13 protein-coding genes are annotated in these 13,299 nt (G+C 71.0%); 12 read left to right on the top strand and 1 reads right to left on the bottom strand.

Going from position 1 to position 13,299, the window contains the following annotated elements:
• The first annotated feature begins 82 nt into the window (after positions 1 to 82).
• From ACFWEE_RS13960 to ACFWEE_RS13905, 12 genes are all read left to right on the top strand, one after another.
• The gene (locus tag ACFWEE_RS13960; protein WP_386888932.1) at positions 83 to 1,345 is read left to right on the top strand and encodes an MFS transporter; all 1,263 of its coding nucleotides are present in this window, start codon (positions 83 to 85) and stop codon (positions 1,343 to 1,345) included.
• Between the two features lie 9 nt (positions 1,346 to 1,354).
• Positions 1,355 to 2,716, top strand: a complete 1,362-nt coding sequence (gene pafA / locus ACFWEE_RS13955) for a Pup--protein ligase (RefSeq protein ID WP_266702607.1) — start codon at positions 1,355 to 1,357, stop codon at positions 2,714 to 2,716.
• Positions 2,717 to 3,021: 305 nt separating this feature from the next.
• A complete protein-coding gene (locus ACFWEE_RS13950) occupies positions 3,022 to 3,960 on the top strand; it encodes an FKBP-type peptidyl-prolyl cis-trans isomerase (RefSeq protein WP_386888930.1) in 939 nt (312 codons plus the stop codon).
• Positions 3,961 to 4,005: 45 nt separating this feature from the next.
• Positions 4,006 to 4,377 (top strand): FKBP-type peptidyl-prolyl cis-trans isomerase, encoded by a 372-nt coding sequence (locus tag ACFWEE_RS13945; RefSeq protein ID WP_386888928.1) that lies wholly within the window; start codon positions 4,006 to 4,008, stop codon positions 4,375 to 4,377.
• 223 nt (positions 4,378 to 4,600) lie between these two features.
• Entirely contained in the window at positions 4,601 to 5,554 is a 954-nt protein-coding gene (locus tag ACFWEE_RS13940; protein WP_327174836.1) for a WYL domain-containing protein, read from the top strand.
• A 21-nt stretch (positions 5,555 to 5,575) separates the two neighbouring features.
• Positions 5,576 to 6,532: a helix-turn-helix transcriptional regulator gene (locus tag ACFWEE_RS13935; RefSeq protein WP_386888926.1), complete on the top strand. Its 957-nt coding sequence runs from the start codon at positions 5,576 to 5,578 to the stop codon at positions 6,530 to 6,532.
• A gap of 2 nt (positions 6,533 to 6,534) precedes the next feature.
• Positions 6,535 to 6,837 (top strand): hypothetical protein, encoded by a 303-nt coding sequence (locus tag ACFWEE_RS13930; protein WP_386888924.1) that lies wholly within the window; start codon positions 6,535 to 6,537, stop codon positions 6,835 to 6,837.
• 36 nt (positions 6,838 to 6,873) lie between these two features.
• A complete protein-coding gene (locus ACFWEE_RS13925; protein ID WP_386888922.1) occupies positions 6,874 to 7,071 on the top strand; it encodes a hypothetical protein in 198 nt (65 codons plus the stop codon).
• Between the two features lie 275 nt (positions 7,072 to 7,346).
• Positions 7,347 to 7,640: a Sec-independent protein translocase subunit TatA gene (tatA, locus tag ACFWEE_RS13920; RefSeq protein WP_386888920.1), complete on the top strand. Its 294-nt coding sequence runs from the start codon at positions 7,347 to 7,349 to the stop codon at positions 7,638 to 7,640.
• Between the two features lie 49 nt (positions 7,641 to 7,689).
• Positions 7,690 to 8,655, top strand: a complete 966-nt coding sequence (tatC, locus tag ACFWEE_RS13915; RefSeq protein WP_386888918.1) for a twin-arginine translocase subunit TatC — start codon at positions 7,690 to 7,692, stop codon at positions 8,653 to 8,655.
• A gap of 18 nt (positions 8,656 to 8,673) precedes the next feature.
• Complete coding sequence (locus tag ACFWEE_RS13910; RefSeq protein WP_386888917.1) at positions 8,674 to 9,564, top strand: diacylglycerol kinase; 891 nt, start codon at positions 8,674 to 8,676, stop codon at positions 9,562 to 9,564.
• Positions 9,565 to 9,643: 79 nt separating this feature from the next.
• On the top strand, positions 9,644 to 12,472 hold the full coding sequence (locus ACFWEE_RS13905; RefSeq protein WP_386888916.1) for a DEAD/DEAH box helicase: 2,829 nt from the start codon (positions 9,644 to 9,646) through the stop codon (positions 12,470 to 12,472).
• Between the two features lie 159 nt (positions 12,473 to 12,631).
• Here the strand turns inward: ACFWEE_RS13905 and ACFWEE_RS13900 are convergent, their stop codons facing one another.
• A complete protein-coding gene (locus tag ACFWEE_RS13900) occupies positions 12,632 to 13,081 on the bottom strand; it encodes a spore-associated protein (protein WP_386888914.1) in 450 nt (149 codons plus the stop codon).
• Between the last annotated feature and the right edge of the window lie 218 nt (positions 13,082 to 13,299).

Raw genomic sequence — 13,299 nt, 5'->3', positions numbered from 1 at the left:
TGCGCACATGGTACGTATGAACTCGACGTTATACGTAAAACCTCGGGCGGGCGCGGGCCCGTACCGGGGGAGAGGGGCGGGAATGGCCGCGGGATATCTGGACATCCTCCGGGAGCGGCACGCGGCCCGGCTGCTCACCGGCACCCTGGTGGGGCGGCTGCCGAACGGCATCGCCCCGATCGCGATCGTGCTCTTCACCCGGGCCGAGGGCGGCAGCTACTCGCTGGCCGGCGGGCTCGCCGCCGCGTACGGCCTCGCCACGGCGGTCGGGCAGCCGCTCCTCGGCCGGGCGGTGGACCTGTACGGCCAGCCGCGCGTGCAGTTCCCCGCGTCGGTCGTCTCCGCCCTCGGCATGGTGCTGCTGGCCCTCGCGGGCCTGGACCCGCTGCCGCTCGCCTACGCGGCGGTCATCGTCGCCGGGGTCACCACCCCGCCGCTGGAGGGCGGACTGCGCGCCCTCTGGCCGTCCGTCCTCGGGCAGCGGGAGGAACGGGTGCACCGCGCCTACGCCCTGGACGCGGTCGCCCAGGAGGTCATGTTCACCGCGGGGCCGCTGCTGGTGACCCTGCTGGTGTCGCTCTGGTCGCCCGCCGCGGCGCTCCTCGTCGTCAACGCCGCCGGGGTCCTCGGGGCGCTCTCGGTGGTCCTCTCCGAGCCCTCCCGCACCTGGCGGTCCGCCCCCCGGGAGGCCCACTGGCTCGGCGCCCTGCGCTCGCCCGGACTCCTCGCCCTCCTCGGTGCGCTCTTCTTCGTCGGGATCGCGCTCGGCTCGATCACCGTGGCGGGCGTCGCCTACGCCGACGACCAGGGCCGTGAGTCCGTGTACGGCTGGCTGATGGCGGCGCTCGGCCTCGGCGCGCTGATCGGCGGCGCGGTCTACGGGGCCCGGCAGTGGGCCGGTGCGCCCGAGCGGCGGCTCCGCGTCCTCGTCGCCCTGCTCGCCCTCGGCTACCTGCCGCTGGTGCTGACGCCCGGCGTGGTCGCGATGACGGCCCTCGCCGCGCTCGCCGGGGTGTTCCTCGCGCCGGCCATCGCCTGCTCGTTCATCGTGGTCGACCGGCACGCGCCCCGGGGCACCGTGACCGAGGCGTTCTCCTGGCTCGTGACGACCATCGGCGTGGGCGCGGCGGCCGGTACGGCGGTGGCCGGGCCCGCCGTCGAGCTGGGCGGGACGGCCTGGAGTTTCGCCGTCGCGGGAGCGGGCGGAGTCGCCGCGCTCGTCGTCCTGCTGGCCACCGGAAAGGTCCTCGCAGTTCCCGCACGCGGGCGCACCGTTGTGGCCGGATCGGAAAATGATCGAAACGGAGCTGTCGAACCCGGTTTCAGGTCACGCCGTAAGGCGTAATGTTCAGTCATGGACCGCCGCATTTTCGGGCTGGAGAACGAGTACGGCGTCACGTGCACGTTCAGGGGACAGCGCCGACTGTCACCTGACGAAGTGGCGCGCTACCTCTTCCGCCGTGTCGTGTCATGGGGCCGCAGCAGCAATGTCTTTCTGCGGAACGGCGCCCGCCTCTACCTCGACGTGGGTTCGCATCCGGAATACGCAACTCCCGAATGCGACAACCTCACTGAGCTTGTCACTCACGACAAGGCAGGCGAACGCATTCTGGAAGGTCTGCTCGTCGACGCCGAACGCCGCCTGCACGAGGAAGGAATCGCGGGCGACGTCTATCTCTTCAAGAACAACACCGACTCAGCGGGCAACTCCTACGGCTGCCACGAGAACTACCTCGTGGCCCGGCACGGGGAATTCTCCCGGCTCGCGGACATCCTCATTCCGTTCCTCGTCACGAGGCAGCTGATCTGCGGCGCGGGCAAGGTCCTGCAGACCCCGCGCGGAGCGGTCTACTGCGTGAGCCAGCGTGCCGAGCACATCTGGGAGGGCGTCAGCTCCGCCACCACGCGCTCCCGGCCGATCATCAACACCCGCGACGAACCGCACGCGGACGCCGAGCGCTACCGCCGCCTGCACGTCATCGTCGGCGACTCGAACATGTCCGAGACCACCATGCTGCTCAAGGTCGGCGCCACCGACCTCGTGCTCCGCATGATCGAGGCGGGCACGGTGATGCGCGACCTGACGCTGGAGAACCCGATCCGGGCGATCCGCGAGGTCAGTCACGACACGACCGGTCGGCGCAAGGTGCGCCTGGCCAGCGGCCGTGAGGCGTCGGCCATCGAGATCCAGCGCGAGTACTACGACAAGGCGGTCGACTTCGTCGAGCGCCGGGGCATCCGCACCGGCACCGTCGACCAGGTCCTCGAACTCTGGGGCCGCACCCTGGACGCGATCGAGGCGGAGGACCTCGACAAGATCGCCACCGAGATCGACTGGGTCATGAAGTACAAGCTCATCGAGCGGTACCGGGCCAAGCACAACATGACCATGTCGCACCCGAGGGTCGCTCAGATAGACCTCGCCTACCACGACATCCACCGGCGCCGGGGTCTCTACTACCTCCTGGAGCGCAAGGGCCAGGCCACCCGCATCTGCAACGACCTGAAGATCTTCGAGGGCAAGTCGGTGCCCCCGCAGACCACCCGGGCGCGGCTGCGCGGGGACTTCATCAAGCGGGCCCAGGAGCAGCGGCGGGACTTCACCGTCGACTGGGTCCACCTCAAGCTCAACGACCAGGCGCAGCGCACGGTGCTGTGCAAGGACCCGTTCCGGTCCGTCGACGACCGGGTGGAGAAGCTGATCGCGGGCATGTGAGGCCCCGCGCCCACCGCCCTCCCGCGGCGGCGCGCGCAGTGGGCGTCACCGCTGAATGTCACCGCGCCACCGGGCGCGGCCGGACAGGCCCCGGAACACCCGTTCCGGGGCCTGTCCGTGCGTTCGTGCCCCTGCGGTGCCGGTGCGTTCGAACACCACGCCGTACGGAGCCCGTGACGCTCGCACGCACGGGGGAGACGGCCGGCCGGGCCGCGGCGTGGGGCGTCACGAACCGGCTCCGCGCCACGGGAAGGCCGTAAGGTGTCCGGGACCCATGACTGTGTCGTCTGAGATCTGAGGAACCTGTGCGCCGACTTGCCGGCCTTCTCGTCGTCCCCCTCCTGCTGCTCTCCGCAGCGGCCTGCGGCAGCGACGACAAGGCCTCCGACTCCGCATCGTCCGAGACCGGCGTGCCCGCGATCACCGCGGGTGCCAAGTTCGGTGAGAAACCCACCCTCGCCAAGGGCGTGGGCGACCCGCCCAAGGAGCTGAAGACCAAGGTCATCAGCGAGGGCGACGGCGCCACGCTGAAGAACGGCGACGCGGTCCAGGTCAACTACCTCGGCCAGGCCTGGGACTCCACGAAGCCCTTCGACAACAGCTTCGACCGCAAGAGCCCGTTCGACCTGACCCTGGGCGCCGGCATGGTCATCCAGGGCTGGGACAAGGGGCTCGTCGGCCAGAAGGTCGGCAGCCGCGTCCAGCTCGTCATCCCGCCGGACCTCGCCTACGGCGCACAGGGGCAGGGCGACATCAAGCCCAACGCGACCCTCGTCTTCGTCGTCGACGTCGTCAAGGCCACCCAGATCCCGACGTCCGCCGAGGGCACCAAGGTCGCCCAGAACGACGCCGCGCTGCCGAAGGTCGGCACCAACACCGACGGCAAGGCGCCGAGCGTCACCGTCCCGAAGAGCGACCCGCCCACCAAGCTCTCCTCCACCTACGTGCTGGAGTCCGACGGTGAGGTCGTCAAGGACACCGACAGCGTCGTGGTGAACTACGTGGGGCTGCTGTGGAAGGACGGAAAGACGTTCGACAGCACCTACGAACAGGGGAAGACGCAGACCTTCCCGCTGGAGCAGGTGACCCTCAAGGGCCTGAAGAACGGTCTGGTGGGCAAGAAGATCGGCAGCCGGGTCCTTCTGGTCATCCCGCCGGACCAGGCCTTCGGCGACACCGCGCAGCAGTCGATTCCCGCCAAGTCGACCCTGGTGTTCGCGGTGGACCTCCTGACGAAGATGTAAGACTGTCCCGGTTGTGCAGTTCATCTTTTCTGAGGAGCAGTTTCAGTGAGCATCGAGAAGCCCGAGGTCGACTTCCCGGGTGGCGAGGCGCCGAAGGACCTTGAGATCAAGGAGATCTGGGAGGGTGACGGCGCCGTCGCCAAGGATGGCGACAACGTCTCCGTCCACTACGTGGGCGTGGCCTTCTCCACCGGCGAAGAGTTCGACTCCTCGTGGAACCGCGGCACCCCGCTCCAGTTCCAGCTCGGCTCCGGCATGGTCATCAAGGGCTGGGACCAGGGCGTCAAGGGCATGAAGGTCGGCGGCCGTCGCCAGCTGATCATCCCGGCGCACCTCGCCTACGGTGACCGCGGCGCCGGCCGCGCCATCGCGCCGGGCGAGACGCTGATCTTCGTCTGCGACCTCGTCGCCGTCTGATCGTCCGATCGTCCGATGGCCGGATTGTCCGGCCACCCGATTCCGGCCGGATCGCGACCCTGTCGCCGTCCGCCGGGATCACGCCTCCCCCGCGGAGGTCCGGGAGGGCCCGTGCCGTACGGCACGGGCCCTCCCGCCGTCCGTCCGGGGCACGCGTGTTTTTGCCGGGACCCCCGGGGGCGGTACGGTCGAGCGTCGTAGCGCATGGAGAGAAAGGGCGTCGATGGCGATTGCCAAGGCCGAGCGGCTGATGAACCTCGCGCTGTGCCTGCTGGGCACCCGGCGTCCGCTCAGCAAGCGCGAGCTGCGGGGCTCCATCGAGGCGTACCTCGAAGCCGGTTCCGACGACTCCTTCAACCGCATGTTCGAGCGCGACAAGGACGACCTGCGCGAACTCGGCCTCGTCATCGAGACCGTCGAAGGACTCGACGGCGACATCGGCTACCTCGCCCGCCGGGACAGCAACCGGCTCCCCCCGATCACCCTCAGCGCGGAGGAGGCGGCGGCCCTGGAGATCGCCGCTAAGGTCTGGCAGCAGGCCCGCCTCGCCGGAGCGGCCAGCGGCGCGCTGCAGAAGCTCCGCGCCGCCGGAATGCCCGAGGCCGAGGACACCTACGAGGTGCCCAGCGCCCTGGAGCCGCGCATCCCCGTGCACGAGGCCGCCTTCGAACCGCTGATGCTCGCCTGCCGCGACCGACGCCCGGTCACCTTCGACTACCGCAAGGGCAACTCCGCCCACGCCGAGCAGCGCCAGGTCGAGCCCTGGGGGCTGGAGTGCTGGCGCGGTCACTGGTACCTGGCGGGCTGGGACCGCGAGCGGGGCGCCGAGCGCGTGTTCCGCCTCTCGCGCATCACCGGCAGGGTCCGCTCCCGCGCCGGGGTCTTCACCGCCGCCATCCCCGACGTGGTCACCGTCCGGGAGACCGTGGAGAGCTGGGCCGGCGAGACCGCCACCCGCACCGCCCGGATCAGACTGCGTACCGGCGCCGGCTTCCCGCTGCGCTCCCGCGCGGTCTCGACGCGGGACCTCGGTGACGGCTGGGACGAACTGGAGATCCCGTACGGGCACGGTCTCGACGCCTGGCTCGTCGAGTTCGGGCCCGACGTCGTCGTGCTCGAACCCGCCGATCTGCGGGCCGATGTGGTCGACCGGCTGCGCGCCGTGGCCAAGGACTGAAGGACTGAGGGGGACGGCACCATGGCCACGAACGCGATCGACCAGACCCGGCGGATGCTCTCCCTGGTGACCTACCTGCGGGAGCGCCCCGGCGCCCACGTGCAGGACGTCGCCCGGGCCTTCGGCATCACCGAGGACGAGCTCATCTCCGACCTCGACGTGCTGCCCATGTGCGGCACCAGCTTCCGCGGCGGCGACCTGCTCGACATCGACACCGACGGCGACCGGATCTGGTGGCACAACCCGGACGACGTCGCCGAGCCGTTGCGGCTCGCCGCCGACGAGGCCACCGCGCTCCTCGTCGCCGCGCGAGCCGTCGCCACCCTGCCCGGACTGCGCGAGAGCGACCGGCTCGCGCTGGTCCGCGCCACCGCCAAACTGGAGACCGCCGCCGGGGAGACCGGTGCGGCCAGCTCCCGGCTCTCGGTGACCTTCGAGTCCGAGGGCGGCGTCTTCGCCGAGGTCGACCGGGCCATCTCCGAGCGCAGACGGCTCTGGCTCCGCTACTACTCGCCCGCCCGCGACCGGCTCACCGAACGCGAGGTGGACCCGATCCGGCTCTTCGCCGTGGGCCACACCTACCTGGAGGCCTGGTGCCGGCTCTCCGAGGACCGGCGCACCTTCCGCCTCGACCGGGTCGCGGAGATCAAGCTGCTCGACGCCCCGGCGGCACCCCCGGAGCTGGAGCTCCGGGACCTCTCGGAGGGGCTCGTGCAGCCGGCCGCCGAGGACCCGGAGGTGGTGGTCGAGGTCGGCGCGGGCGGTCGCTGGGTCGCCGAGTACTACCCGCACGACCGTGCCGAGGAGCGCCCCGACGGCGGTCTGCGGATCACCCTGCGCACCCCGGACCCGGCCTCCCTGCGGAGGCTGGCGCTCCGCCTCGGTGGTGAGGGCCGCATCGTCTCGCCCCCCGAGCTCGCCGACAGCGCCCGCCGGGCCGCCGCCGAAGCGCTCGCCGCCTACGACGGCGTGGTCTGACGATGACGGGAACACAGGACGGCACCAAGTCCCGGAGGCCACGCGTGACGGGAGCCGCGGAAGCGGGCCGGCTCGCGGCGGGCCACGCCGTACGGTTCCGGGCGGGCTGCCCCGACTGCCGTACGCGCTTCGAACTCGGCGCCGAGGCGTTGCGCCTGGCGATCGGGGCGGGCCCCCGCACCACCTTCTACTCCTTCACCTGTCCCGAGTGCGGCTCGGCCGTGCGCAAGCCCGCCGGGGAGCGCATCGTCGAGCTCCTCACCTGCGGCGGCGTACGGACCCTGCGGCTGCACACCGCTCCCTGAACACCGTCCCGCTCCTCCCGAAAGAGGCTCCGCCGCATGCTCTGGCCCATGCTCGCCATCGCCCTGGGGTTCCTGGGGATCGCCGTGCTCGGCGTTCTCGCCGTCCGGGTCTTCCTGGAAGTCCGGCGGCTGGGCCGCCAGGTGGCGACCACCTCGGAGCGGATCAACCGGGCCGCCCAGGACCTGGAGCGGGCCGCGACCCGGCTGGCCTCCACGGCCGACGTGCTGCGGTGAAGGCCGTCCCCGGCCCTTTCGCGGCGCCTGGCGGATCGGGGCCGTGCACGACCTGGTCGGAACCGCGCCCTCTGGAAATCCCGGACCGCGCGGTACTCTGCTGAGGTCGGTCCAGGCAGGAGGCGTGGTCCGGAACCGCGCGTATACGCAGGCATTGCCTCGCGTTTACTCCTGCGGGTTACGATCGCTGCCAGCTGACGGCTCGGACACCTGTCCGACTGATCGGGTAGTGAGCCCGCTCCTCCAGTCACCCCAGTGAGAAGGAAGTCGCACACATGATCGGCAATCTGAAGCCCCTAGAGATCGTTCTGATCATCGCTGTCATCCTGCTGCTCTTCGGTGCCAAGAAGCTTCCGGACATGGCGCGTTCGCTCGGCAAGTCCGCCCGCATCCTCAAGAGCGAGGCCAAGGCGATGAAGCGCGACGACGCCGAGCCCGCCACCCCGGCCGCCGAGACGGCCGCGGACCCCGCCCCGCAGGCCGCCGCCACCCGTACCATCCAGGCCGCCCCGGGCGATGTCACCAGCTCCCGCCCGGTCGCCGAGCCCAAGCCCACCACCCAGAGCTGACAGCTGACCCGTTCCACCGACAGCTGCCGCACGAGACGAGGGAAGTGGGTTGCTCAAGTCTGCCCGCAAGCAGGAGAAGAACGACGAGGGGCGGATGCCCCTCCTCGATCACCTGCGTGAGCTGCGTAACCGGCTTCTGAAGGCCGTTCTGGCCATTGTCGTGGTGACGATCGTCGCCGCCTTCTTCCAGAAGGACATCTACGACTTCCTTCTGCGGCCGATCCTCTCGTCGGTCGGCTGCAAGGACGGCGTGGTCACCGCGATCAACGGCAAGCCGTGCGCGTTGCTGAAGACCGACACCCTGATGGCGCCGTTCACCAACGCCCTCAAGGTCGCTCTGATGTCCGGCGTGCTTCTCGCCACGCCGGTCTGGCTCTACCAGCTCTGGGCCTTCGTGGCCCCGGGTCTGCACAAGAACGAGAAGCGGTACGCCTACGGCTTCGCCGTGCTCGGCGCCCCGCTCTTCCTGGCCGGCGGCTACCTCGCCTACCTGATTCTGCCGCAGACCGCGCAGATCATGCTCGGCTTCAGCCCGGACAGCGTGCAGAACCAGATCGGGCTCGACAGCTACCTCGACCTGCTGACCCGCATGATCGTGGTCTTCGGCCTGGCCTTCGAGCTTCCTCTGCTGCTCGTCGCGCTGAACCTCACCGGGATCGTCACCGGTAAGCGGATGCTCGGCTGGTGGCGCGGGATGATCGTCGGCCTCACCGCCTTCGCCGCCATCGCCACTCCCGGCGGTGAGCCGCTGTCGATGCTGCTGCTGGCCGGCCCGCTGGCCGTCCTGTACTTCTTCGCGACCGGCTTCTCGCTCCTGAACGACAAGCGCCGCAACCGCGGCAACCCCGATGCCGACCTCGACGACGACGAGGCCTCGGAGCTCGACCTCACTCCCGAGCGCATCGACACCGTGGAGAGCGTGTCCGCCGGCCGGGCCACCCTCCCCGGACAGGCGTCGGGCGAGCAGGACGGTGCCGGATCGCACCGTCTCAACGGTTACGACGACATCACCTGACCTTGTAGGGTCCGGCGGGTGACCAGCGAGATCACCCTCTTCGTCAATCCCACCGCGGGCAGCGGCCGGGGCGCGCACGCCGCGCAGCCGGCCGCTTCCGCGTTGCGGGACGCCGGATTCTCCGTACGGACCGTGCTCGGCGAGGACGCGTCCGACGCCCTGGGCCGGGCGCGCGAGGCGGTGGCCTCGGGCACCGGTGCGCTGATCGCGGTGGGCGGCGACGGCATGGTCTCGCTCGCGCTCCAGGCGGTGGCCGGTACCGGGACCCCGCTCGGGGTGGTCGCCGTGGGCACCGGCAACGACTTCGCCCGGACCCTCGGGCTTCCGGTGCGCGATCCGCTGGCTGCCGGACGGCTGGCCGCCGACGCCCTGAAACGGGACCGCGTACGCACCCTCGACCTCGGACGGGCCGGCGACCGGTGGTTCGGCACCGTGCTGGCGTCCGGCTTCGACTCCCGGGTCAACGACCGGGGCAACCGGATGCGCCTGGTCCCCGGCCGCTTCAAGTACGACCTGGCGATCCTCGCCGAGCTGGCCTCCTTCAGGCCGGTGCCGTACCGGATACGGCTGGACGGCGGGGCCGTCCAGGAGGTCGAGGCGACCCTCGTCGCCGTCGGTAACGGGACCTCGTACGGCGGCGGCATGCGGATCTGCGCGGACGCCGCCATGGACGACGGGCTCTTCGACGTGACCGTCGTCGGCGACTGCAGCCGCACCACCCTGCTGAAGGTCTTTCCGCGGGTCTACCGGGGCACCCACCTCACCCACCCCGTGGTCACCGTCCACCGCGCCGCCTCCGTCGAGCTGGCCGCCGCCTCCACCACCGCCTACGCCGACGGCGAACCCCTGGGAGCGCTCCCGGTGACGGCGGTGTGCGTCCCGGGCGCCGTGCGGGTCCTCACCGGCTGAGCGCACACCCGGGCCGGGGCGGGCACCCGGAAAAAGGGCGCATGGACTGTCGGAGGTGGCGGGTAGGCTCGTCAACAAGATGACAGAGGACCTCTCACCAGCCGAGCGCTACCACGCCTCCCGCCTCCGCCAGGCCGAGATGGCCACGGCGCTGTGGCCCTTCCGCGAGATGTACGAGTTCGAACTCGACCCCTTCCAGATCGAGGCCTGCAAGGCACTGGAAGCGGGCAAGGGCGTGCTGGTCGCCGCCCCGACCGGTTCGGGCAAGACGATCGTCGGCGAGTTCGCGGTGCACCTCGCCCTGGAGCAGGGGCGCAAGTGCTTCTACACCACGCCGATCAAGGCGCTCTCCAACCAGAAGTTCGCCGACCTGGTCAAGCGCTACGGCGCCGACAAGGTCGGCCTGCTGACCGGTGACAACAGCGTCAACTCCGAGGCGCCGGTGGTCGTGATGACCACCGAGGTCCTGCGGAACATGCTGTACGCGGGCTCCCAGTCCCTGGCCGGCCTCGGATACGTCGTGATGGACGAGGTGCACTACCTCTCCGACCGCTTCCGGGGCGCGGTCTGGGAGGAAGTGATCATCCACCTGCCCGACTCCGTGACCCTGGTCTCGCTCTCCGCGACCGTCTCCAACGCCGAGGAGTTCGGCGACTGGCTGGACACCGTGCGCGGGGACACCGAGGTCATCGTCTCCGAGGAGCGGCCGGTTCCGCTCTGGCAGCACGTACTGGCCGGGCGCCGGATGTACGACCTCTTCGAGGAGGAGACCGACCACGGAGGCCGGGGCTCCGCCCGCCGTGAGACCAACCCCGACCTGATCCGGCTCGCCCGCATGGAGAGCCAGGGCGGGTACAACCCGCGCGACCGCCGGCGCGGCAAGATGGTGCGCGAGGCGGACCGCGAGCGCGAGCGCCGTCAGCGCAGCCGGATCTGGACGCCCTCGCGCCCCGAGGTGATCGACCGGCTGGACGCCGAGGGGCTGCTGCCCGCCATCACCTTCATCTTCAGCCGGGCCGGCTGCGAGGCGGCCGTGCAGCAGTGCCTCGCCGCCGGGCTGCGGCTCAACGACGAGGACAAGCGCCGCCTGGTGCGGGAGATCGTCGAGGAGCGGACCGCCTCCATCCCCGCCGAGGACCTGCACGTCCTCGGGTACTACGAATGGCTCGAAGGCCTGGAGCGGGGCATCGCCGCGCACCACGCGGGCATGCTGCCGACCTTCAAGGAGGTCGTGGAGGAGCTCTTCGTCCGCGGTCTCGTCAAGGCCGTCTTCGCCACCGAGACCCTCGCGCTCGGCATCAACATGCCGGCGCGTTCGGTGGTGCTGGAGAAGCTCGTCAAGTGGAACGGCGAGCAGCACGCGGACATCACGCCCGGCGAGTACACGCAGCTCACCGGGCGCGCGGGACGCCGCGGCATCGATGTCGAGGGCCACGCCGTGGTGCTCTGGCAGCGGGGCATGGACCCGGGCGCGCTGGCCGGGCTCGCGGGCACGCGCACGTACCCGCTCCGCTCCAGCTTCCGACCCTCGTACAACATGGCGGTCAACCTGGTGCAGCAGTTCGGGCGGCACCGCTCGCGCGAGCTGCTGGAGACCTCCTTCGCGCAGTTCCAGGCGGACCGCTCGGTCGTCGGGATCTCCCGCCAGGTCCAGCGGAACGAAGAGGGCCTGGAGGGGTACCGCGAGGGCATGACCTGCCACCTCGGGGACTTCGAGGAGTACGCCCGCCTGCGGCGGGACCTCAAGGACCGCGAGACCGACCTCGCCAAGCAGGGTGCCTCGCAGCGCCGTGCCGCCGCCGCCTCCTCCCTGGAGAAGCTCAAGCCGGGCGACATCATCCACGTGCCGACCGGCAAGTTCGCCGGCCTCGCCCTGGTGCTGGACCCCGGACTGCCCGCAGGGCGGGCCAACGGCCACCGCGGCTTCGACCAGCACGACGGTCCGCGCCCGCTGGTGCTCACCGCCGAGCGCCAGGTGAAACGGCTGGCGTCGATGGACTTCCCGGTGCCCGTGGAGGCCGTGGAGCGGATGCGGGTACCCAAGACGTTCAACCCCCGCTCGCCCCAGTCCCGCCGCGACCTCGCCTCCGCCCTGCGGACCAAGGCGGGGCACATCGTGCCCGACCGCCACCGCAAGGGACGCGCCGCCGCGGCCGACGACCGGGAGATCGCGCGCCTGCGCACCGAGCTGCGGGCCCACCCGTGCCACGGCTGCGACGAGCGCGAGGACCACGCGCGGTGGGCGGAGCGGTACCACCGCCTCAAGCGGGACACCCGGCAATTGGAGAACCGCATCGAGGGACGGACGAACACCATCGCCCGCACCTTCGACCGGATCGTGGCCCTGCTGACCGAGCTGGACTACCTGCGCGCCAACGAGGTCACCGAGCACGGCCGGCGGCTGGCCCGGCTCTACGGCGAACTCGACCTGCTGGCGAGCGAATGCCTGCGGGACGGCGTCTGGGAAGGGCTCAACCCGGCCGAACTCGCGGCCTGCGTCTCGGCGCTGGTCTACGAGGCGCGGCAGGCGGACGACGCGGTGGCCCCCAAGCTGCCGTCCGGCCCGGCGAAGACCGCCATGGCCGAGATGGTCCGCATCTGGGGACGGCTCGACGCCCTGGAGGAGGACTTCAAGATCAACCAGACCGAGGGGGTCGGCCAGCGCGAGCCCGACCTCGGCTTCGCCTGGGCGGTCTACATGTGGGCCTCCGGCCGCACCCTGGACGAGGTGCTGCGCGAGGCCGAGATGCCCGCCGGCGACTTCGTCCGCTGGTGCAAGCAGGTCATCGACGTGCTCGGCCAGGTGGCCGCCGCGGCCCCGCGCGAGGGCAGCACGGTGGCGAAGAACGCCCGCAAGGCCGTCGACGGAGTGCTGCGCGGCGTGGTGGCGTACAGCTCGGTCGGCTGAGACGCGGCCGGGTGAGACGCGGCGCGTACGGAGAGCGGGCCCGGGAGCGTGATGCTCCCGGGCCCGCTCCGGTGTACTGCGCCCAGGCCGTGTGGTGAAAGTCCCGCCCGCTGGGCGGACGGCGCTGCTCTCACACCACGGCCGAGCCGCCGTCCGGGGTCAGCGGACGGTGGTGGTCCGCTTCTCCAGCCGGGCCGCGCAGTTGGAGTCCTGCACCGACACCCAGACGTTGTCGATGTTGCCGCCCCAGCTCACGCAGTGGCCCTTGCCGTAGGCGCGAGCCGGGCCCGCGTACGAGGTGTAGTTCCCGTAGTCCTCGGCGTAGGCGTCGGTGTCCGACACGTAGAGGTACGCGGACATGGCCTTCACCGTGCCCGGGGTGCTGCGGATGGTCGCGACGCAGTTGTTGCCGTTCGCGGAGTTGTAGGTGAGGTAGACGGTCCCCAGCGAACCGACGGGCGCCGAGTTCACCGTCTTGTAGCCACTGCCGCAGACCCCCTGCGGAGTGACGTTGGGCGCGGCCTCGGCGGTGGCGGCGAGCGCCACCGTGCTGCCCGCCAGGAGCGCGGTCAACGCTCCGGCAGCCGCGACCATGCGCGTGAATCCCATAATTTCCCCCTTGTGACACTGAGAGCGTTTGCTCCCACTTGATGTGACCCTCCAAGGGCACGGATGGTTGCACGCGGATTTCGCGGAGTCACCGGGAAGTCGAACGGTCCCGGCGGAGGGACGGCGCGGGACGGCCGGGGGGTTTCGGGACCACCCAGGGGGATGCGCTCAGGACGGTCAGGGACGCTCAGGTCGGTCGTACGGGGCTGGGGGTCCGG

This window comes from Streptomyces sp. NPDC060184 (assembly GCF_042728795.1).
In the GTDB taxonomy this organism is placed as follows: domain Bacteria; phylum Actinomycetota; class Actinomycetes; order Streptomycetales; family Streptomycetaceae; genus Streptomyces.
This window is presented reverse-complemented; position numbering and strand designations above follow the sequence as displayed.

Bases quoted from the DNA above. Each gene is read 5' to 3' on its own strand.
- ACFWEE_RS13960 (WP_386888932.1), top strand. From the start codon at position 83: ATGGCCGCGGGATATCTGGACATCCTCCGGGAGCGGCACGCGGCCCGG.
- pafA (WP_266702607.1), top strand. From the start codon at position 1,355: ATGGACCGCCGCATTTTCGGGCTGGAGAACGAGTACGGCGTCACGTGC.
- ACFWEE_RS13940 (WP_327174836.1), top strand. From the start codon at position 4,601: ATGGCGATTGCCAAGGCCGAGCGGCTGATGAACCTCGCGCTGTGCCTG.
- ACFWEE_RS13935 (WP_386888926.1), top strand. From the start codon at position 5,576: ATGGCCACGAACGCGATCGACCAGACCCGGCGGATGCTCTCCCTGGTG.
- ACFWEE_RS13930 (WP_386888924.1), top strand. From the start codon at position 6,535: ATGACGGGAACACAGGACGGCACCAAGTCCCGGAGGCCACGCGTGACG.
- ACFWEE_RS13925 (WP_386888922.1), top strand. From the start codon at position 6,874: ATGCTCTGGCCCATGCTCGCCATCGCCCTGGGGTTCCTGGGGATCGCC.
- tatA (WP_386888920.1), top strand. From the start codon at position 7,347: ATGATCGGCAATCTGAAGCCCCTAGAGATCGTTCTGATCATCGCTGTC.
- ACFWEE_RS13905 (WP_386888916.1), top strand. From the start codon at position 9,644: ATGACAGAGGACCTCTCACCAGCCGAGCGCTACCACGCCTCCCGCCTC.
- ACFWEE_RS13900 (WP_386888914.1), bottom strand. From the start codon at position 13,081: ATGGGATTCACGCGCATGGTCGCGGCTGCCGGAGCGTTGACCGCGCTC.